At 72.1% G+C, this 20150-nt stretch carries 15 protein-coding genes; 11 read left to right on the top strand and 4 right to left on the bottom strand.

Translation table 11 applies throughout. The annotated features are described in order from the left end of the window. Window positions 1-133 precede the first annotated feature (133 nt). From ACZ3IG_RS22870 to ACZ3IG_RS22855, 4 genes are all read left to right on the top strand, one after another. Window positions 134-2362, top strand: a complete 2229-nt coding sequence (locus ACZ3IG_RS22870; protein WP_467434295.1) for an MMPL family transporter — start codon at window positions 134-136, stop codon at window positions 2360-2362. Next, the gene (locus ACZ3IG_RS22865) at window positions 2340-2915 is read left to right on the top strand and encodes a GNAT family N-acetyltransferase (protein WP_467434293.1); all 576 of its coding nucleotides are present in this window, start codon (window positions 2340-2342) and stop codon (window positions 2913-2915) included. Before ACZ3IG_RS22870 ends, ACZ3IG_RS22865 begins: the two co-directional genes overlap by 23 nt. A gap of 35 nt (window positions 2916-2950) precedes the next feature. Continuing rightward, complete coding sequence (locus ACZ3IG_RS22860; protein WP_467434292.1) at window positions 2951-3523, top strand: hypothetical protein; 573 nt, start codon at window positions 2951-2953, stop codon at window positions 3521-3523. Between the two features lie 139 nt (window positions 3524-3662). Next, the gene (locus tag ACZ3IG_RS22855) at window positions 3663-3851 is read left to right on the top strand and encodes a DUF6191 domain-containing protein (protein ID WP_467434291.1); all 189 of its coding nucleotides are present in this window, start codon (window positions 3663-3665) and stop codon (window positions 3849-3851) included. 10 nt (window positions 3852-3861) lie between these two features. On the opposite strand, the gene ACZ3IG_RS22850 is transcribed toward ACZ3IG_RS22855, so the two are convergent. Together ACZ3IG_RS22850 and ACZ3IG_RS22845 are read right to left on the bottom strand one after the other, a co-directional pair. Beyond that, window positions 3862-5019, bottom strand: a complete 1158-nt coding sequence (locus ACZ3IG_RS22850; protein WP_467434290.1) for a PQQ-dependent sugar dehydrogenase — start codon at window positions 5017-5019, stop codon at window positions 3862-3864. A gap of 95 nt (window positions 5020-5114) precedes the next feature. Then, a complete protein-coding gene (locus ACZ3IG_RS22845) occupies window positions 5115-6113 on the bottom strand; it encodes an aldo/keto reductase (protein WP_467434289.1) in 999 nt (332 codons plus the stop codon). A gap of 76 nt (window positions 6114-6189) precedes the next feature. Here ACZ3IG_RS22845 and ACZ3IG_RS22840 point away from each other — a divergent pair, with 76 nt between their 5' ends. The 6 genes from ACZ3IG_RS22840 to serA all read left to right on the top strand — a co-directional run bounded on the left by ACZ3IG_RS22840 (window position 6190) and on the right by serA (window position 16460). Further along, window positions 6190-7152 (top strand): 2-hydroxyacid dehydrogenase, encoded by a 963-nt coding sequence (locus ACZ3IG_RS22840; RefSeq protein WP_467434287.1) that lies wholly within the window; start codon window positions 6190-6192, stop codon window positions 7150-7152. Between the two features lie 607 nt (window positions 7153-7759). Next, window positions 7760-10891: a putative bifunctional diguanylate cyclase/phosphodiesterase gene (locus tag ACZ3IG_RS22835; protein WP_467434286.1), complete on the top strand. Its 3132-nt coding sequence runs from the start codon at window positions 7760-7762 to the stop codon at window positions 10889-10891. Between the two features lie 242 nt (window positions 10892-11133). Continuing rightward, window positions 11134-12978 (top strand): acetolactate synthase large subunit, encoded by a 1845-nt coding sequence (locus tag ACZ3IG_RS22830; protein WP_467434285.1) that lies wholly within the window; start codon window positions 11134-11136, stop codon window positions 12976-12978. Window positions 12979-12998: 20 nt separating this feature from the next. After that, window positions 12999-13523, top strand: coding sequence for an acetolactate synthase small subunit (gene ilvN / locus ACZ3IG_RS22825; protein ID WP_215166642.1), 525 nt, complete (start codon window positions 12999-13001; stop codon window positions 13521-13523). A gap of 106 nt (window positions 13524-13629) precedes the next feature. Beyond that, entirely contained in the window at window positions 13630-14628 is a 999-nt protein-coding gene (ilvC, locus tag ACZ3IG_RS22820; RefSeq protein ID WP_467434284.1) for a ketol-acid reductoisomerase, read from the top strand. 242 nt (window positions 14629-14870) lie between these two features. Next, window positions 14871-16460, top strand: a complete 1590-nt coding sequence (serA, locus tag ACZ3IG_RS22815; protein ID WP_467434283.1) for a phosphoglycerate dehydrogenase — start codon at window positions 14871-14873, stop codon at window positions 16458-16460. Window positions 16461-16634: 174 nt separating this feature from the next. Here serA and ACZ3IG_RS22810 read toward each other — a convergent pair whose 3' ends face one another. After that, entirely contained in the window at window positions 16635-18185 is a 1551-nt protein-coding gene (locus ACZ3IG_RS22810; protein WP_467434282.1) for an MFS transporter, read from the bottom strand. A 79-nt stretch (window positions 18186-18264) separates the two neighbouring features. Here ACZ3IG_RS22810 and ACZ3IG_RS22805 point away from each other — a divergent pair, with 79 nt between their 5' ends. Next, entirely contained in the window at window positions 18265-18849 is a 585-nt protein-coding gene (locus ACZ3IG_RS22805; RefSeq protein ID WP_467434281.1) for a TetR/AcrR family transcriptional regulator, read from the top strand. Here ACZ3IG_RS22805 and ACZ3IG_RS22800 read toward each other — a convergent pair. Next, the gene (locus tag ACZ3IG_RS22800) at window positions 18791-20029 is read right to left on the bottom strand and encodes a PucR family transcriptional regulator (RefSeq protein ID WP_467434280.1); all 1239 of its coding nucleotides are present in this window, start codon (window positions 20027-20029) and stop codon (window positions 18791-18793) included. The two genes, ACZ3IG_RS22805 and ACZ3IG_RS22800, sit on opposite strands and share 59 nt — an antisense overlap. Window positions 20030-20150 lie beyond the last annotated feature (121 nt).

Genomic DNA, 20150 nt, shown 5'->3' with positions numbered 1-20150 from the left:
CGAACCATGCCAAGGATCATTTCTCCCTGTAAGAGTGTCATCGCCTCACTCATGCGTTCTTTGCAGGCTGTTCGGTCGATGAGCGACTGTTCCTGACCAAAGATCCACCATCAGACATTCTGGGAGCAGGTTCGTGGCAGCACTTGCCCGCTGGTGTGTCCGACGCCGCCTCGTCGCCGTCCTGCTGTGGCTGCTCGCCTTCGCCGCCGCCGCCACCGCCGCGGTCGTCACCGGTCCCTCGTACTCCAACGACTACGAGGTGCCCGGCACCGAGTCGAGCCGCGCCGCCGGACTCCTCGCCGCCGGCTTCCCCGGAGTCGGCGGCGACAGCGTCACCGTGGTCTGGCACACCGAGTCCGGCAGCGTCCGGTCCGCCGCCGTCGAACAGACCATGACCGGCACGCTCGACGACATCGCCGCCCTGCCCGGCGTCGCCGCCGTCACCGGCCCCTACGACGACCGGGGCACGGGCAGGATCAGCGAGGACGGCCACACGGCCTACGCCACCGTCGCCTTCGAGGAGCGGGCCGAGGACATCGCCGAGGCCGACACCCGGGCCGTCGCCGACACCGCCCGGGCCGCCGCCACCGACGGGCTCCAGGTCGAACTGGGCGGCAGCGCCGTCGCGGTGACCGAGGCGCCCGGCGGACACCTCGCCGAGGCCGTCGGCGTGGCCGTCGCCGCCCTCGTCCTGTTCCTCGCCTTCGGCTCCCTCGCCGCCGCGCTGCTGCCCATCGCCACCGCGCTGGTCTCCGTCGGCACCGCCTACGCCGGCATCACCCTGCTCGGCCATGTCATGACCGTCGCCGACTTCGCGCCGATGCTGGGCCTGCTGATCGGGCTCGGCGTCGGCATCGACTACGCGCTGTTCCTCGTCACCCGGCACCGGCGCGGCCTCAAACGCGGCCTGAGCCCCGCCGAGGCGGCCGTGAACGCCGTACGGACCACCGGCCGCGCGGTCGTCTTCGCGGGCGCCACCGTCTGCATAGCCCTGCTCGGCATGCTGGTCCTGCGGCTGGGCTTCCTCAACGGGGTCGCCGTCGCCGCCGCGCTGACCGTGGTCCTCACCGTCGCGGCCTCCGTCACCCTGCTGCCCGCCCTGCTCTCCTTCCTCGGCCCCCGCGCCCTCAGCCGCCGCGAGCGCCGCCGGCTGGCCGAGCGCGGACCCGAGCCCGAACTGCCCACCGGGTTCGCGGCCCGCTGGTCGGCCTTGGTCGAACGCCACCCCAAGGCCCTCGGCGCCGCCGCCCTCCTCGTCGTCACCGTCCTGGCCCTGCCCACCCTGGGCCTGCGCCTGGGCACCTCCGACCAGGGCAACGACCCGCGGGGCACCACCACCCGGGCCGCCTACGACCTGGTCGCCGAAGGGTTCGGCCCCGGCGTCAACGGCCCCCTCACCCTGGTCACCGAGGTCGGCGGCGCCGAGGACCGGCTCGCCCTGGACAACCTCGACGCCACCCTGCGGGCCACCGAGGGCGTCGCCTCGGTGACACCGGTGACCTTCGGCTCCGGCGGGGACACCGGGTACCTCACCGTCGTCCCCGAGTCGGCCCCGCAGTCGCCGCGCACCAGCGACCTCGTGGACCGGCTGCGCACCGAGGTGCTGCCGCGCGCCGAGCGGGGCACCGCGCTCGACGTCCACGTCGGCGGGGTGACGGCCGGGTACGACGACTTCGCCGACGTCATCGTCGGCAAACTCCCCGTCTTCGTCGGCGTCGTCGTGGGCCTCGGCTGTCTGCTGCTCCTGCTGGCCTTCCGGTCGGTCGGCATCCCGCTGAAGGCCGCCGCGATGAACATCGCCGCCGTCGCCGGGTCCTTCGGCGTCGTCGTCGCCGTCTTCCAGTGGGGCTGGGGGAGCGAGGCGCTGGGCCTGGGCAGCGCGGGCCCGATCGAGCCCTTCCTCCCCGTGATCATGGTCTCGGTCCTCTTCGGACTCTCCATGGACTACCAGGTCTTCCTGGTCAGCCGCATGTACGAGGAGTGGCTGGAGACCGGCGACAACCGGCGCGCGGTCCGGGTGGGACTCGCCGAGACCAGCCGGGTGATCAACTCCGCGGCGGTCATCATGATCTCCGTCTTCCTCGCCTTCGTCCTCACCGGCGACCGCGTCATCGCCATGTTCGGCATCGCGCTCGCCGCCGCCGTCGCCCTGGACGCCTTCGTCCTGCGCACCCTGCTGGTGCCCGCCCTGATGCACCTGCTGGGCCGCGCCAACTGGTGGCTGCCCCAGTGGCTGGCGGCCCGGCTGCCCCGGATCAGCATCGAACCGCCCGAGTGCCGGGCCGCGCATGAGAGGCTCACCGGCGTAGTGGCACAACTGCGTAAGGAGCGGCAGCAGGATGTACGCGATACCGCTGGGTGACGACGGAGCCGAACTGCGTCCGCTGGAGCCCTGGCACGCCGAGGAGTTCCTCGCCCACCTCGACCGGGGGCGGGAGTTCATCACCCGGCACATCCCGTTCGGGACACAGGCCACCGACACCGCCTCCGCGCGGGCACTGCTCACCGTGTACGCCGAGAAGCGCGCCGCCGACAGCGGCTTCCTGCACGGGCTGTGGCTGGACGGCAAGCTGGTCGGCGGACTCCTCTTCCGCGTCTTCGACGCCAAGACCGGCGTCTGCGAGATCGGCTGCTGGCTGGAACCGGCCGGCACCGGCAAGGGCCTGGTCAACCGCGGCGCCCGCGTCCTGATCGACTGGGCCTTCGACGAGCGCGGGATGCACCGCGTGGAATGGCACGCCTCCTCCGCCAACCTCCCCAGCGTCAACGCGGCCCGGCGGCTCGGCCTGACCCGCGAGGGCGTGCTCCGGGAGAGCAACCCGTACCGTGGGGTGCGCCAGGACATGGAGATATGGGCCGTGCTCGCGCCTCAGTGGCGTGCGGCACGCGCGCGTACCTCTCACAACGATCATTAAGGGACCTCTCAGAGAGCGTCCGTACGGTGCGAGACATGGGAACGAAGACAGTGGACGAGACCGGCGCCGCGACGAAGGCGGACGAGGACAGGACCGACGTCACCGACGCCCCCGAGGCTCAGGAGGAGCCGCAGACCACGGAGGGGGAGACCGCGGCGGCCGAAGCGGACGAGACGGCTGAGGAGACCGAGCCGGCCGCCGAGAAGACGCCCGGTGCCGGGCAGGGCGCGGGGGCGGTCGTCTCCGCGGCGCTCGGCGTCGTGTCCCTGACGGGGAGCTGGACGGGCACCATCGCCAGCGCCAGGAAGAACCTCCTCGCCCAGCTCGAATCGTCCGCCTCCTCCTCGTCGAGCGTGCAGACCCTGCTGGAGCGGGGCTACGGCGACGCCTGGCACGCCACCGCTCTGTGGAGCGGCCTGTTCGCGCTGTTCGCGCTGCTCGTCGGCGTCGTGGTGCTGGTCCGGCCCGCGTTCGGCGCGCCCGGCCGGCCGCAGGCCCTGTGGATCAAGTCGGTCTCCTGGGCGGGCGTCGCCCTGGGCGTGATCGGTCTGCTCCTGGCCGTGCTGACGTACACCGACATCCTGCTGGCCGTGCCGTCCGTGAGCTGACGCCCGTACGGACCGGAGGGGCCCCGGGGCACCCGGCGCGCGCGGAGCGCCGGACGTCCCGGGGCCCCGCGTGTGTCCGGGGCCCCTCCCGTACGGCGGGGCGGGACGTACGCTGGGGAACACCGGCCGAGGAGGTCACGTGTTCAACGCTTTCGAGGAACTGTTCGCACCCGGCCGCAAACACACCCGGGACGAGCAGAACAGGCTGGCGCTGACCCGGGAGGACGTCGGCGACGGCGACCCCGGGTACGGCCCGATAGACCTCGGCTCCGGGAAGGTCGTCGTACGGCCCCCGAAGCGGCCGGAGGCCGGATCCGCGGACGAGTGACCGGCGCCGTCTACCTCACCTCCAGCTCCAGAATCCGGTCGTCCCCCCGCTCCGGATCGCCCCGCCCGTCCGTGTTGCTGGTCACCAGCCACAGCTTCCCGTCGCCCGCCGCCACGACCGTGCGCAGCCGGCCGTACTCGCCCCGGAGGAAGGACTGCGGTTCGGCCGCCTCCTCCGTGCCGTCCAGGGGCACGCGCCACAGCCGCTCGCCCCGCAGCCCCGCCATCCACACCGACCCCCCGGCGTACGCGATGCCGCTCGGGGACGCCTCGTCGGTGCTCCACTGCGACACCGGGTCACGGAAAGCGTCGTCGTCCGACTCGCCCTCGGCCTCGGGCCAGCCGTAGTTGCCGCCCGGTGTGATCGCGTTCAGCTCGTCCCAGGTGTCCTGGCCGAACTCCGCGGCGAACAGGCGCCGCCGCGCGTCCCAGGCCAGTCCCTGGACATTGCGGTGCCCCCAGGAGTAGACGGGGGAGCCGGAGGACGGGTTGCCGGGCGCCGGCTCGCCCTCGGGGGTCAGGCGCAGGATCTTCCCGCCGAGGGACTCCTCGTCCTGGGACAGACCGGTGTCACCGCTCTCGCCCGTGCCCACGTACAGCAGCTTGTCCGGGCCGAAGGCGATCCGGCCGCCGTTGTGGACGAAGCCCTTGGGGATGCCCCTGAACACCGTGTCCGGGGCGCCGAGCTGCTCGCCGGACGGCTTGCCGGCGTCGTACAGCATCCGCACGATCCGGTTGTCCGAGGCGGAGGTGTAGTAGGCGTAGACCGTGCGGTCGGCGGCGTAGTCGGGGGAGAGCGCGATGCCGAGCAGGCCGCCCTCCCCGGCCGGTGACACCCCGGGCACCTCGCCCAGTTCCGTCTTCTTCCCGGTGGCGGTGTCGACCCGCGTGATCGTGCCCTCGTCCCGGGAGGAGACGAGCAGGTCGCCGTCGGGCAGCGGGGCCAGGCCCCAGGGGCTGTCCAGACCAGTGGCGACCGTACGGGTCACCTCGACCGAGCCTTCGGCGGGCGGCGCCTGTCCGGCGGTCGCGGCCGACGCCGTACGGCCGGGGGTGGTCCGCTCGTTCCAGCCGGCCGCGCCCTCACCGTCCCCGTCGTCGGAGGAGCAGCCGGCCACCAGCAGCAGCACGGCGGTGGTCAGCGCGGCCGGTACGGCTCGACGTCGCACGATCACGGTCCCTTCGACGCGGTGGGTCCTCACAGTGACGAACCCCGCCCGTGCCCCACAGGTTCCCGCGCGGACCCTTCCGTACGCCCGGTCCCTCACTCCCAGGAGCCCAGTGCCCTCGGCAGGGCGCCCACCTCCGCCAGGTCCCCGGGGGACAGCCGCAGCCCGGCCGCGGCGGCGTTCTCGGTCACCCAGCGCTCCTGCTTGGTGCCCGGCACCGGGATCACCTGCCCGCCCTGCGCCAGCACCCAGGCCAACGCCACCTGCGCGGGCGTCACCCCGTCGCCGTGCCGGGCGGCGACGCGGCGCAGCCCGGCCACGATCGGCTGGTTGGCCGCCATCATCTCCGCGGTGAAGCGGGGGTGCCGGGCGCGCAGGTCGTCCGGTTCGAAGCCCTCGCCCGGCGTCAGCGTGCCGGTCAGGAAGCCGTTGCCCAGCGGCATCGCCGCCAGGAACCCGACCCCGCGCGCCGCGCACCACGGCAGCAGCGCCTCCAGCGCCTCCGGCGACCACACCGACAGCTCGGCCTCCACCGCGCTCACCGGGAACACCTGCTGCACCCGCTCCAGTTGCCGGATCGTTCCGTCGTGCAGCCGCGCCCCGGCCCGCCGCGCCGACCGGGCACCCACCGCGCACAGCCCCAGCGCCCGCACCTTCCCGGCCCGGACCAGTTCCGCCATCGCGCCCCAGGTCTCCTCCACCGGGACCTCGGGGTCGGCCCGGTGCAGCTGGTAGAGGTCGATCACGTCGGTCTGCAGGCGGCGCAGGGACGCGTCACAGGCCCGCCTCACGTACCCGGGGCGGCCGTTGGCCACGATGTGCTGGTCGCCGACGAGCAGACCGACCTTGGTCGACACGAAGGCGTCGGACCGCCGCTCCCTCAACACCCGCCCCAGCAGCAGCTCGTTGGTGAACGGGCCGTACATGTCGGCGGTGTCCAGCAGACAGGAGCCCAGGTCCAGCGCCCGGTGCACCGCCCTGAGCGACTCGCCGCCGCGCTGCCGGGAGGTGCTGTACGCCCAGCTCATCGGCATGCACCCGAGGCCGACGGCCCCCACCGCGAGTGCCGCCGCGCCGATCGTCCTGCGCTCCACGTGGTCGTGACCCTCCCTCTTGTGGCCACCCCAACCTAACCTCTGCCGGTCAAGGCCCCTGACATAGCCTCCTGGCATGACTGCTGACGTGTGGCTGCCCATCCCGCCGGACGAGATCGACGGGCTCCCCGAGGGACCCCGGTACCTGTTCTGGGACGGGGGTGACGACGGCCGACGGGACTTCCCCGGCGATCCCGCGCACTGCGCGTTCTACGTCGTGCCGTACATGAAGCCGCATCCGGTACGGGTCCGGCCGCTGGAGCACCTGAGCCGCGTCCAGGTCGTCCAGACGCTGACCGCCGGCGTCGACGACGTCATGGGGCGGCTGTCGGTGATCGGGCCCGGCGTCCGGCTCTGCAACGCCCGCGGCGTGCACGAGGCCAGCACCGCCGAACTGGCCCTCACCCTGACCCTCGCCGCGCTGCGCGGCGTCCCCGACTTCGTCCGGGCCCAGGACAAGGGCGAGTGGCACGGCGGTTTCCGGCCCGCGCTCGCCGACAAGAACGTGCTCATCGTCGGCTACGGCGCGATCGGCGCGGCGATAGAGGACCGGCTCGTGCCCTTCGAGGTGGCGCGGGTGGCGCGCGTCGCGCGCTCCGCACGCACCACGGCGCGCGGCCCGGTGCACCCACTCGCCGAACTGCCCGCCCTGCTCCCGGAGGCGGACGTCGTCATCCTCTCCACGCCGCTCACCGAGGACACCCGGCACCTGGTGGACCCCGGGTTCCTGGCCCGGATGAAGGACGGCGCCCTGCTGGTCAACGTGGCCCGCGGGCCCGTGGTCGACACCGGGGCGCTCCTCGCCGAGCTGACCACCGGCCGCCTCACCGCCGCCCTCGACGTCACCGACCCCGAGCCGCTGCCGCCGGGGCACCCGCTGTGGCAGGCGCCGGGCGTGCTGATCAGCCCGCACGTCGGCGGGCCCACGTCCGCCTTCCTGCCGCGCGCGAAGCGTCTGCTGGCCGATCAGTTGACCCGTTTCGTGAACCAGGAGCCGCTGCGCAACGTGATCCTGACGACGGGAGATCCCGGCGCGTGACGCGCGGCGCCGAGTGCCCCGGCGCGTTTTGCGCGCCGTGACGGCACGCACGGCGCGCGCGTGGTGACAACGGCGCAATCCGTTTCGGGCACCCTCCGCGTTCTGTCGGGAGCAGTGGGTACCCGCATATCCGCTGGTCGTCACGGAGCGTAGAGAACCTATGTCCCTGAGTGACGATACTGGTGTATCGTCCGACAGGGGTTGCGCCGCGCACCGTTCGGCGCCGGGGACGGACATGGAGACTGTGAGGGGGGCGACGGGCGATGCACGGCCTATGGACCAACGATCCGACGCGGCGGAGCCGCCGCCGACGGCCCTGGTGCACGGCGGCCCGCGAACGCGGTCGCCACGGCCACCACGGCGGTCGGCACGGCCATCCCGGCCATCACCACGACCACAGCCATCACGACTACAGCCATCATGACTACAGCCATCACGGCAACAGCCATCACGGCGACAGTCGTCACGGCGACAGCCATCACGGCGGCAGTCGTCACCACGACCACAGTCACCATCAGCGCGGGTGCGGCGGCCGTAGCGGCCAGGCCGGCTCGGCGCACCGGGACCCGGGGGTCCCGGGCGCGACGCGGATCGGGAGGTCCCGGTGATGCTGCCACCCCCTCCCGCCCCGACCCTGGACGCGGCGTCCCGGGCGCACTCCGTGCCGGCCTGGCCCGCCCGGCCGTCGGCCGGTGACGGCCGCCCCGGGCTGGCCGGCCAACTGCTCCTCGCGGCGGTCTGCGCGGCGTACGCCGTCGGCTCCGCGCTCGGCTGGGGCTCCCACCGGCTCGCCCTGTTCATGGGCGACTTCGGCCTCGCCGTCGCGGCCGCCGTCGCGGCCGTCTCCTGCTTCCTCTACGCCCGCGCCCGCCATGTCCGCTTCCGGCCGGCCTGGCTGCTGTTCGCCCTCTCCTCGACGATGGCCTGCGCGGGCAACGTGGTCTGGGGATGGTACGAGGTCGTCCTGCGGCGGCCCGTGCCCGATCCCAGCTACGCGGACCTGTTCTTCCTGTGCTTCGCGCCGCCCGCCATCGTCGGCCTGCTGGTGTTCGCCAAACGGCCGGTGACCAAGGCCGGCTGGGTCTGCCTGGGCCTCGACGCCTGGCTGATCGGCGGCTCGCTGCTGACCCTGGCCTGGAGCCTGGCGCTCGCCCAGGCCGCCGAGGCGGACGGCTCCAGCGTGGCGCACACCGCGCTGTCGCTGGCGTACCCGCTGCTCGACATCGCCCTGGTCAGCATTGTGCTCGCGCTGCACTTCCGGCGCTCACCGGTGTACCGGTCCGCGGTCAACACCGCGATCGGCGCGCTCGCCCTGACGGTGATGTGCGACGCCCTGTTCACCTCACCGCTGCTGCACAACGACTACCGCTCGGGCCAGTTGCTCGACGCGGGCTGGTTCGCGGGCTCGCTGCTGCTGGCGTACGCCCCCTGGGCCGCCCCGCGGCACGGACAGCGGCGGACCGCCGACAGCCCCGACCGCACGGACCGAACAGACCCGACAGACCGCACGGACCGCGCGGGTCGCACAGGCCGCGCGGACGAACCCGACGGGCACACGCGCGTGGTGCACGAGCACGTACCCGGCCAGCGCGTCACCGCCCACCGGCCGGCCCCCGTCCCGGGCGGCGAGCACGGCCGCTACCCGGCCGCCCGGCCCATCGCCGGGTCGCTGGCCGCCCTCACGCCCTACCTCGCCGCCGCCGTCTGCACCCTGAGCATCCTCTACAACGTGCTCAACGGCCACAGCGTCGACCGCGTCGTCCTGCTCACCGGCGGCACGGTCGTCCTCGCCCTCGTGGTGCGCCAGGGCATCATGCTGCTCGACAACATCACCCTCACCCAGGAACTGGCCCAGAAGGAGAACCACTTCCGCTCGCTGGTGCAGGGCTCCAGCGACGTCATCATGATCGCCGCTCCCAACGGCATCCTGCGCTACGTCTCCCCGGCCGCCGCCGGGGTCTACGGACGCCCCGCCGAGGAACTGGTCGGCGGCGAACTGGCCGATCTCATCCACCCGGAGGACCTGGGCTGCGTGGTGCACGAGGTGCGCCGCTTCCTCGCCGCCGACCCGGTCGTGGAACCCACCACCCGCATCGAGTGCCGCTTCCGCTCCGGCGGGGCCGGGGGCGGGGGAGGCTGGCTCAACGTCGAATCCACCGTCAACCGGCACCACGGCGGACTGATCTTCAACAGCCGTGACGTCACCGAGCGGGTGCGCCTCCAGGCGCAGCTCCAGCACAACGCCGAGCACGACCCGCTCACCGACCTGCCCAACCGCGCCCTGTTCACCAAGCGCGTCCAGCAGGCCCTGTCCGGCCGCCGCGCCTCCGACCGGGGCGCCCACCTGCGCGGCACCGCGGTCCTCTTCATCGACCTCGACGGCTTCAAGGCCGTCAACGACACCATCGGGCACCAGGCCGGGGACGAACTGCTCGTCCAGGCCGCCCGCAGACTCCACGAGGCGGTCCGTCAGGGCGACACCGCCTCCCGGCTGGGCGGCGACGAGTTCGCGGCCCTGATCATCGGGGACGGCACCCGGGACCGGGCCGCCCGCGAGGGACACATCCTGGAGCTCGCCGACCGCCTCAGGCTGACCCTCTCCCAGCCCTACCTCATCGACGGCAACGATGTCCGCGTCAACGCCTCCATCGGCGTCGCCTTCGCCGAGCCCGGTCTCGGCGCGGGCGAGCTGCTGCGCAACGCCGACCTGGCGATGTACCGCGCCAAGGCGGGCGGCAAGGGCCGCGTCGAGCTGTACCAGCCGCAGATGCAGCAGGACGTCGTACGCAAGGCCGAGCTGGCCGGCCGGCTGCGGGCGGCGCTGCACGACGGCGAGTTCGCGCTGCTGCACCAGCCGGTGGTGTCCCTGACGGACGGCCGAATCTCGTCGGTCCGCGCCCAGGCACGCTGGCGGTCCTCGCAGGGCGTCCTGTTCACCACCGCCGAGTTCCTCAGGGTGGCCGAGGCCGGCGACAAGACCGCCGAGCTGGACCGGTGGATGCTCCAGGAGGCCGTGGAACAGGCCGCCGAACGGGTGGCGGCCGGCGTCGGCGTGCCCGTGACCGTCCGGATCGGCGCCCGCCGCCTGCTGGACCGCTCGGTGCCGGTCGGCCCGGTGGAGGCCCTGCTGACCCGGTACGGGCTGCCGCCGGGCTCCCTGGTGATCGAGCTGTCCGACCTCGACCCCCGGGTCCCCCTGGACGAGCTGGAGCGCCGGCTGAACGCGCTCGGGCGGGCGGGCGTACGCATCGCGCTGGACGGCTTCGGCAGCGGCCACGCGACCGTCACCGCCCTGCGCAGGCTCCCCGTGGACATCCTGAAACTCGACCGGACCATGGTCGAGGGGATCGTCGAGTCCGCCCGGCAGTACAAGATCACCAAGGGGCTGCTGCGCATCGCCACCGACCTCGGGCTCAAAACCGTGGCCGACGGGGTGGACCTGCCCGAGCAGGTCGTCGCCCTGCGCGCGATGGGCTGCACGCACGGCCAGGGCATGGCGTTCTCCGGACCGCTCGACGAGCACCGGCTGCGCCGGGCCCTCGCCACGGGCCGCTATCCGGTGCCGCACGGACCGGCCGAGCCGGCCTTCGCGGGCGGGGCGGTCGGGACCGCCGTCGGGACCGTCACCAGCGGGATCACCACCGGCCTCACCAGCCAGGTCTCCGGCGGCGTGCCGGTCGTCCTCGGCGGCGGCACGGCACTGCGCTCACATAATGAGACCCCCGTCCCACCCACTTGACAGTGGGTGCGTGCCGGGGGGAGGGTCAGTCCCATGCGCACCCGAATTCTCGTACTTGGTCAGCGCGTCGGCTGAAGCTGGTGACGTCCGGACGACCCGGAATCCCAGCGACCCACACCGGCGCGCTCCCCTCGCTTGCCTTTTGGCACGAGGGGTTTTTTGTTGCACAGGCACCTGCCGCACACCGTACAAACCTCACCAAAACACCCAGCGAAACCCTCAGCATCGAGAAGAGAATGCCGATGACCGAGCAGGCCACCGGGGCCCCTCACCCGCAGCCCCGGCCCCGATCCGGAGGACAGTCCGCCCCCGAGCACGTCACGGGTGCGCAGTCCCTCATCCGCTCTCTCGAGGAGGTCGGCGCCGACACGGTATTCGGCATTCCCGGTGGCTGCATCCTCCCGGCGTACGACCCACTGATGGACTCCACCCGCGTCCGTCACGTCCTGGTCCGCCACGAGCAGGGCGCGGGTCACGCGGCCGAGGGCTACGCGCTGGCCACCGGCAAGGTCGGCGTCTGCATGGCGACCTCAGGGCCCGGCGCGACCAACCTCGTCACGCCGATCGCCGACGCGCACATGGACTCGGTGCCGATGGTCGCCATCACCGGCCAGGTCGTCTCCGACTCGATCGGCACGGACGCCTTCCAGGAGGCGGACATCGTCGGCATCACCATGCCGATCACCAAGCACAACTGGCTGGTCACCGACGCCGACGACATCCCGCGGGTCATCGCCGAGGCCTTCCACGTCGCCTCCACCGGCCGCCCCGGCCCGGTCCTGGTCGACATCGCCAAGGACGCCCTCCAGGCGAAGACCACGTTCTCCTGGCCGCCCGTGATGGACCTGCCGGGCTACCGCCCGGTCACCAAGCCGCACGCCAAGCAGATCCGCGAGGCCGCCAAGCTGATCACCGCCGCCAAGCGGCCCGTGCTCTACGTCGGCGGCGGTGTCCTCAAGGCCGGCGCCACCGCCGAGCTGAAGGTCCTCGCCGAGCTGACCGGCGCCCCCGTCACCACCACCCTGATGGCCCTGGGCGCCTTCCCCGACAGCCACCCCCAGCACCTGGGGATGCCGGGCATGCACGGCTCCGTCGCCGCCGTCACCGGGCTCCAGAAGGCCGACCTGATCGTCGCCCTCGGCGCCCGCTTCGACGACCGCGTCACCGGCAAGCTGGACAGCTTCGCCCCGCACGCCAAGATCGTCCACGCCGACATCGACCCGGCCGAGATCGGCAAGAACCGCGAGGCCGACGTGCCGATCGTCGGCGACGCCCGCGAGGTCATCGCCGACCTGGTCCAGGCCGTGCAGAAGGAGCACAGCGAGGGCCAGCGCGGCGACTACGCCGCCTGGTGGAAGGACCTGAACCGCTGGCGCGAGACCTACCCCCTTGGCTACGACCGGCCCGAGGACGGCTCGCTCTCCCCGCAGGCCGTCATCGAGCGCATCGGACAGCTCGCCCCCGAGGGCACGGTCTTCACCGCGGGCGTCGGCCAGCACCAGATGTGGGCGGCCCACTTCATCCAGTACGACAAGCCCGCCACCTGGCTGAACTCCGGCGGCGCCGGGACCATGGGCTACTCCGTCCCGGCCGCCATGGGCGCCAAGGCCGGCCTGCCCGACCGGACCGTCTGGGCGATCGACGGCGACGGCTGCTTCCAGATGACCAATCAGGAACTGACCACCTGCGCCCTGAACAACATCCCGATCAAGGTCGCCATCATCAACAACGGCGCCCTCGGCATGGTCCGCCAGTGGCAGACGCTGTTCTACAACCAGCGCTACTCCAACACGGTGCTGCACTCCGGCCCGGACGACGTCAACCCGGCGGCCCGCGGCACCCGTGTCCCCGACTTCGTCAAGCTGGCGGAGGCCATGGGCTGCTACGCCATCCGCTGCGAGGACCCCGCCGACCTCGACAAGGCCATCGAAGAAGCGAACTCGATCAACGACCGCCCGGTCGTCGTCGACTTCATCGTCCACGAGGACGCGATGGTCTGGCCGATGGTCGCCGCCGGCACCTCCAACGACACGATCATGGCCGCCCGGGACGTCCGCCCCGACTTCGGCGACAACGAAGACGACTGAGCGAGAAAGACCAAGAGACCATGTCCAAGCACACGCTCTCCGTCCTGGTGGAGAACACCCCCGGCATCCTCGCCCGGATCGCCGCCCTGTTCTCCCGCCGCGGCTTCAACATCGACTCGCTCGCCGTCGGCGTCACCGAACACCCCGACATCTCCCGCATCACCATCGTCGTGGGAGTGGAGGACCTGCCACTCGAACAGGTCACCAAGCAGCTCAACAAGCTGGTCAACGTGCTGAAGATCGTCGAACTGGAGCCGTCGCAGGCCGTCCAGCGCGAACTCGTCCTGGTGAAGGTGCGCGCCGACAACGAGACGCGCTCCCAGATCGTCGAGATCGTCCAGCTGTTCCGCGCCAAGACCGTCGACGTCTCCCCGGACGCCGTCACCATCGAGGCGACCGGCAGCGGCGAGAAGCTGTCCGCCATGCTCAGGATGCTGGAACCGTACGGCATCAAGGAGCTGGTGCAGTCCGGCACGATCGCCATCGGCCGCGGCGCCCGTTCGATCACGGACCGCTCGCTGCGCGCCCTCGACCGGTCGGCGTGACGCCGAGGGGTGCGGGCACCGCCCGTATTCCGAGACCCCCCACCTTCCCTTCCCCCCACCGGCATACGGTGGGACGCGACACCTGCACACAAGGAGAGAACCCAAAGTGGCCGAGCTGTTCTACGACGCCGACGCCGACCTGTCCATCATCCAGGGCCGCAAGGTCGCGGTCATCGGTTACGGCAGCCAGGGCCACGCCCACGCCCTGTCGCTGCGCGACTCCGGCGTCGACGTGCGCGTCGGTCTGCACGAGGGCTCCACGTCCAAGGCCAAGGCCGAGGAGCAGGGCCTGCGCGTGGTGAGCCCCGCCGAGGCCGCCGCCGAGGCCGACGTCATCATGATCCTGGTCCCGGACCCGATCCAGGCCCAGGTCTACGAGGAGCACATCAAGGACAACCTGAAGGACGGCGACGCGCTGTTCTTCGGCCACGGCCTCAACATCCGCTACGGCTTCATCAAGCCCCCGGCCGGCGTGGACGTCTGCATGGTCGCCCCCAAGGGCCCGGGCCACCTGGTGCGCCGCCAGTACGAGGAGGGCCGCGGCGTTCCCTGCATCGCCGCCGTCGAGCAGGACGCCTCCGGCAACGCCTTCGCGCTGGCCCTGTCCTACGCCAAGGGCATCGGCGGCACCCGCGCCGGCGTCATCAAGACGACCTTCACCGAGGAGACCGAGACCGACCTCTTCGGCGAGCAGGCCGTCCTGTGCGGTGGCACGGCGGCGCTGGTCAAGGCGGGCTTCGAGACCCTGACCGAGGCCGGCTACCAGCCGGAGATCGCCTACTTCGAGTGCCTGCACGAGCTGAAGCTGATCGTGGACCTCATGTACGAGGGCGGCCTGGAGAAGATGCGCTGGTCGATCTCCGAGACCGCCGAGTGGGGCGACTACGTCACCGGCCCGCGGATCATCACCGACGCCACCAAGGCCGAGATGAAGAAGGTCCTCGCCGAGATCCAGGACGGCACGTTCGCCAAGAACTGGATGGACGAGTACCACGGCGGTCTGAAGAAGTACAACGAGTACAAGCGGCAGGACTCCGAGCACCTGCTGGAGACCACCGGCAAGGAGCTGCGCAAGCTCATGAGCTGGGTCGACGAGGAGGCGTAAGCCTCGATGGCAGGGGCCGGGGCGATGCGCCCCGGCCCCTGCCGTCAGCTGTTGTCCAACCCGTCCAGCCACGGACGGGTGATCCTTCCGTAGCGGCGTAAGACGACGCCCTCGACGCCACTACACTGCTGCACTACATACGCGTCAGGCCCACAGCGTCGTGCGTCTTCCACGCGGCTAGCCAACCTCCACCGCTTGCGGCCGTCGGGACGGCCGTCCGCATTGGACTTGTGAGGACTCACGTGAGCTCGAACCCTGTCGTACTCATCGCTGAAGAGCTGTCGCCCGCGACCGTCGACGCGCTCGGTCCGGACTTCGAGATCCGGCACTGCAACGGAGCCGACCGCGCCGAACTGCTGACCGCCATCGCCGACGTGGACGCCATCCTGGTCCGCTCCGCCACCAAGGTCGACGCCGAGGCCATCGCCGCCGCGCAGAAACTGAAGGTCGTCGCCCGGGCCGGCGTGGGCCTGGACAACGTGGACGTCTCCGCCGCCACCAAGGCCGGCGTGATGGTCGTCAACGCCCCGACCTCCAACATCGTCACCGCCGCCGAGCTGGCCTGCGGCCTGATCGTCGCCACCGCGCGCAACATCCCGCAGGCCAACGCCGCCCTGAAGAACGGCGAGTGGAAGCGCAGCAAGTACACCGGTGTCGAGCTGGCCGAGAAGACCCTCGGTGTGGTCGGCCTCGGCCGCATCGGCGCGCTCGTCGCGCAGCGCATGTCCGCCTTCGGGATGAAGGTCGTCGCCTACGACCCCTACGTACAGCCCGCGCGGGCCGCGCAGATGGGCGTCAAGGTGCTGTCGCTGGACGAGCTGCTGGAGGTCTCCGACTTCATCACCGTCCACCTGCCCAAGACCCCCGAGACCCTCGGTCTGATCGGCGACGAGGCGCTGCGCAAGGTCAAGCCGAGCGTCCGCATCGTCAACGCCGCGCGCGGCGGCATCGTCGACGAGGAGGCGCTGTACTCGGCGCTCAAGGAGGGCCGGGTCGCCGGCGCCGGCCTCGACGTGTACGCCAAGGAGCCCTGCACCGACTCCCCGCTCTTCGAGTTCGACCAGGTCGTCTGCACCCCGCACCTGGGCGCCTCCACCGACGAGGCCCAGGAGAAGGCCGGCATCGCCGTCGCCAAGTCGGTCCGCCTCGCCCTCGCCGGTGAGCTGGTCCCGGACGCGGTCAACGTCCAGGGCGGCGTCATCGCCGAGGACGTCAAGCCGGGCCTGCCGCTCGCCGAGCACCTCGGCCGCATCTTCACCGCGCTCGCCGGCGAGGTCGCCGTCCGCCTGGACGTCGAGGTCTACGGCGAGATCACCCAGCACGACGTGAAGGTGCTGGAGCTGTCCGCGCTCAAGGGTGTCTTCGAGGACGTCGTCGAGGAGACCGTCTCCTACGTCAACGCCCCGCTGTTCGCCCAGGAGCGCGGCGTCGAGGTGCGGCTGACGACCAGCTCGGAGTCGGCGGAGCACCGCAACGTGGTCACCGTGCGCGGCACCCTGGCAGGCGGCGAGGAGGTCTCCGTCTCCGGCACGCTGGCCGGCCCGAAGCACGTCCAGAAGATCGTCGCGGTCGGCGAGTACGACGTCGACCTCGCCCTCGCCGACCACATGCTCGTCCTGCGCTACGAGGACCGTCCCGGTGTCGTCGGCACCGTCGGCCGCATCCTCGGCGAGGCGGGCATCAACATCGCCGGCATGCAGGTCGCCCGCGCGGCCGTCGGCGGCGAGGCGCTGGCCGTGCTGACGGTCGACGACACGGTGGGCTCCGCCGTGCTCGGTGAGGTCGCGGCGGAGATCGGGGCGACGTCGGCCCGGTCGGTCAACCTGGTCTGAGGTGACCGCTGGTCCGGGGGCTGCGGCCCCGGGCCCCGCGTCGGCCCTGAACGGGCCTCGTCCTCGAACGCCGGACGGGCTGGGTTGGTCAGCCTGTCCGGCGTTCTCTCGTGCTCCCTCGCGCCGCACGGTCCGGGCCGGTCACCCGTCCGGCGTTCGCGTGCTTTCGTCCTCTCACACGCCGGACAGGTCGAGGCGCTCGGCCTCCCCGGCGTTCTCCCGTACCCGGATGCCGCGCAGCGCCCGCGCCGCCGGGACCGCCGCCGCCAGCAGCAGTACCGCCCCCGCCACCGCCGCGCCCCGCATCCCACTGGTGAACGCCTCCCGGGCCGCCGTCGCCAGAGCCTCTCCCGTGGACCCCGGCAACCGGGCGGCCACCGCCAGCGCGCCGCCCAGGGTCTCGCGGGCCGCGTCCGGTGCCGAGGCGGGCATCTCGTGGTGGTAGACGGCGGTACCGATGGAGCCGAAGACCGCCATGCTCAGCGCGCCGCCGAACTCCGTGCCGGTCTCCATCAGCGACGAGGCCGCGCCCGCCTTCTCCACCGGCGCGGAGCTGAGCGCCAGGTCGGTGAGCTGGGACATCACGGCGACGACACCGGCGGCCAGGACACCGCACGCGGCCAGCACCAGCCACAGGGAGTCGGTGTCCGCGAGGGCCAGCAGCGCGTAGCCGCTCGCCGCGACGGCGAACCCGGCCGCGACGACGTGCGCCCGCTCCACGCCCCGCTGGACCAGCCGCGTGGCGACCGGCGCGGCGAAGCCGATGAGCACCGAGGGCAGCAGCGCCCACAGCGCCGCCTCCAGCGCGCTCTTGTCCAGCACGGACTGGATGTACTGGGTGGTGAAGTAGGTCGAGCCCATCATCCCCGCGGCCGACACCAGGTTGAGGACGACCGCCGGGGTGAAGCCGCGCCCCCGGAAGATCTCCGGTGAGATCAGCGGGGAGGCCACCGTGCGCTGGCGGTGCACGAACAGCGCGGCGAACAGCAGGCCGACCGTCACCGACATGACGTACCGCACGTGCCAGCCCTCGGTCGGGATCTCCTTGAGGCCGTAGACCACGGGCAGCACGGCGGCCATCGACAGCGGGACGCTCAGCAGGTCGAAGCGGCCGGCGCGCGAGGTCTTCGACTCCGGGAGCAGGACGGGGCCGAGGAGCAGCAGCAGGGCCATCGCGGGCAGGTTGACCAGGAAGACCGAGCCCCACCAGAAGTACTCGACCAGGACGCCGCTCATCACGGAGCCGAGCGCGATCCCGGCCGTCATCACGGTGGACCACAGGCCGATCGCCTTCGCGCGCTGGCCCGGGTCGGTGAACATCGTGCGGACCAGCGCCATCGTCGACGGCATCAGGGTCGCGCCGCCGATGCCGAGGACCGCGCGGGCGGCGATCAGGGTCTCGGCGGTGTGCGCGTAGGCGGCCACCAGGGAGGCCGCGCCGAAGGCGGCGGCGCCGATCAGCAGCAGCCGGCGGCGGCCGATCCGGTCGCCCACCGCCCCCATGGTCATCAGCAGACCGGCCAGGACGAAGCCGTAGATGTCGAAGATCCACAGCTGTTGGGTGCCGCTCGGTTCCAGGTCGGCGCTGATGGCCGGGATGGCGAAGTAGAGGACCGAGACGTCCATCGAGACCAGCAGCAGCGGAAGCATCAGCACCGCGAGCGCGGTCCATTCGCGCCGCCCGGCGCGCGTCGGGTTCGTCGTCATGGCGGAGACTGTACGCATGTCTTATACGGGTGTCTATGACGGCTGTTTAATACGTGTGTTTAATACGGCTGTATGCATCCGGGGATAGGCTGGCCGCATGGGACACCGTGAGGATCTGCTGGAAGGCGCCAAGCGCTGCCTGCTCGCCAAGGGGTTCGTGCGCACGACGGCGCGGGACATCGTCAAGGAGTCGGGGACCAACCTGGCGTCGATCGGCTACCACTACGGGTCGAAGGACGCGCTGCTGGCGCAGGCGTACGTGGCGATGGTCGAGGACATGTCCGAGCTGTTCGACGGCGAGATCCGCGGGGAGTTCGGGTCGCTGGAGCGGTTCGCGTCGGTGTGGTCGAACATCATCGGCACGATGCGGGAGCCGGGTTCGATGTGGCGGCTCAGCATGGAGATCGTGGCCATGGGTGATCAACTGCCGGTGGTGCGCGATCACCTCGCGCGGGCGCAGCGGGAGGGGTCGCGCGGCTTCGTCGCGATGTTCACGGGGGTGGCCGAGGACGATCAGCCGGACGAGGTGATCGACACGCTGGGCAGCTTCTACACCACCCTGATGATGGGTCTCATGGCCCAGTGGACCTTCGATCCGAAGACCGCGCCCGAGGCCGGGCAGCTCACCGAGGGCCTCCGTCAGGTGATCGAGGCCGCACGGGCCGCAGACGGTGCGCCTTGAGCGCCATGTGCAGCAGCAGCCGGTCCTCCCCGTCGTCCAGGTCCAGGCCGGTGAGCTGTTCGACGCGGGAGAGCCGGTAGTAGAGGGTCTGGCGGTGGATGCCCAGTTCCGCCGCCGTGCGGCCGGCCTGGCCGGCCCGGTCGAGATAGGTCTCGGCGGTGCGGGCCAGCTCGCGGTGGGCGGGGGAGAACAGCGCCCCCACGGCCGGGTCCCGCGTCGCCTCCGGGGTCAGTTCCGTCAGCAGGCGGTACGGGCCGATCGACGCCCACTCGGCGACCGGGGCGAACCGGGCCTCCGCCAGAGCCGCGCGGGCCGCCGCCGACGCCTCCCGCCAGGCCGTGCCCAGCTCGGCGAGGCCGGTGCGGGCGGCGGCGACCCCGGCGGCGCAGCGGGTGCCCCCCAGGCTCCGCGCCCGCTCCAGCAGCCGCCCCGCCGCGGTCACCGCCGGGGCCGGTACGTCCACCGAGCGCAGCCGGACCAGCAGCGCCAGCGCGTACGCCGAGGTGCCCCACGGCACCGTGCACAGCGCCGTCGCCCCCGGCACTGTACGCACCGACGGTGTGTCGTCCGGGTCGGCCGAGGGCCAGGGCGCGACGCACACCACCGTGTGCGGGACCGCGGCGCGCGGGCCGAGCGCGGTGCGCAGCTCGGCGACGGCCATGTCCCGCTGCCAGCCCGGCTCGGCGGTGAGTACGGCCCGCAGCTCGCGGCTGAGGTCGGCACCGTGCTGGGCCTCGTCGGCGAGCAGCGCCCCGATCCGGGCGGTGACCGTCATGGCGGCGGTCAGCTGCCGCGCGGTCGGCCCCGGATCGGTGTCGAGGAGCCATACGTAGCCCAGCGCCACGCCCCGATGGCGTACCGGCAGACAGATCCGGCCCCGGTGCACCCCCGCCTCCGGGGTCGGCGGGATGCGGACCGGGCGGGTGGCCCGGGTGATGCCGAACCCCTCGAACCAGGCGCGGACCGCCGGGGTCGAACGCCGGGTCAGGATCGAGCGGGCGCGCACCGGGTCCAGCGCGGAGGGATCGAGGTCGCCCTCACTGTCGTAGGCGCCGAAGGCGATCAGCTCGAAGTCCCGGTTCTCCAGGGTGGCGGGCGCCCCCAGCAGCTCCGAGATCTCGTCGACCAGCTCCTGGTAGTCACCCTGGGAATCCGATGTCACCCGGGCATTCTCCCCCATCCCGGTATGTCTTTCATACATCTGTCTGAGATCTGCGGCACGGATGCGTGACAGCTGTCGATGGCCCAGGATCGGAGCCATCCTTAGGTTTCACGGTGGCCGACCTTGTTGTTCCGTCAGT

The organism is Streptomyces sp. NPDC016677, assembly GCF_055562815.1.
The sequence above is the reverse complement of the archived record's forward strand: the minus strand, read 5'-3'. Positions and strand labels throughout refer to the sequence as shown.

What these genes read in the sequence shown, in the direction of transcription:
- ACZ3IG_RS22865 (WP_467434293.1), top strand. Translation starts at nt 2,340, where the DNA reads ATGTACGCGATACCGCTGGGTGACGACGGAGCCGAACTGCGTCCGCTG.
- ACZ3IG_RS22860 (WP_467434292.1), top strand. Translation starts at nt 2,951, where the DNA reads ATGGGAACGAAGACAGTGGACGAGACCGGCGCCGCGACGAAGGCGGAC.
- ACZ3IG_RS22840 (WP_467434287.1), top strand. Translation starts at nt 6,190, where the DNA reads ATGACTGCTGACGTGTGGCTGCCCATCCCGCCGGACGAGATCGACGGG.
- ACZ3IG_RS22835 (WP_467434286.1), top strand. Translation starts at nt 7,760, where the DNA reads ATGCTGCCACCCCCTCCCGCCCCGACCCTGGACGCGGCGTCCCGGGCG.
- ACZ3IG_RS22830 (WP_467434285.1), top strand. Translation starts at nt 11,134, where the DNA reads ATGACCGAGCAGGCCACCGGGGCCCCTCACCCGCAGCCCCGGCCCCGA.
- ilvN (WP_215166642.1), top strand. Translation starts at nt 12,999, where the DNA reads ATGTCCAAGCACACGCTCTCCGTCCTGGTGGAGAACACCCCCGGCATC.
- ACZ3IG_RS22810 (WP_467434282.1), bottom strand. Translation starts at nt 18,185, where the DNA reads ATGCGTACAGTCTCCGCCATGACGACGAACCCGACGCGCGCCGGGCGG.
- ACZ3IG_RS22805 (WP_467434281.1), top strand. Translation starts at nt 18,265, where the DNA reads ATGGGACACCGTGAGGATCTGCTGGAAGGCGCCAAGCGCTGCCTGCTC.
- ACZ3IG_RS22800 (WP_467434280.1), bottom strand. Translation starts at nt 20,029, where the DNA reads ATGGGGGAGAATGCCCGGGTGACATCGGATTCCCAGGGTGACTACCAG.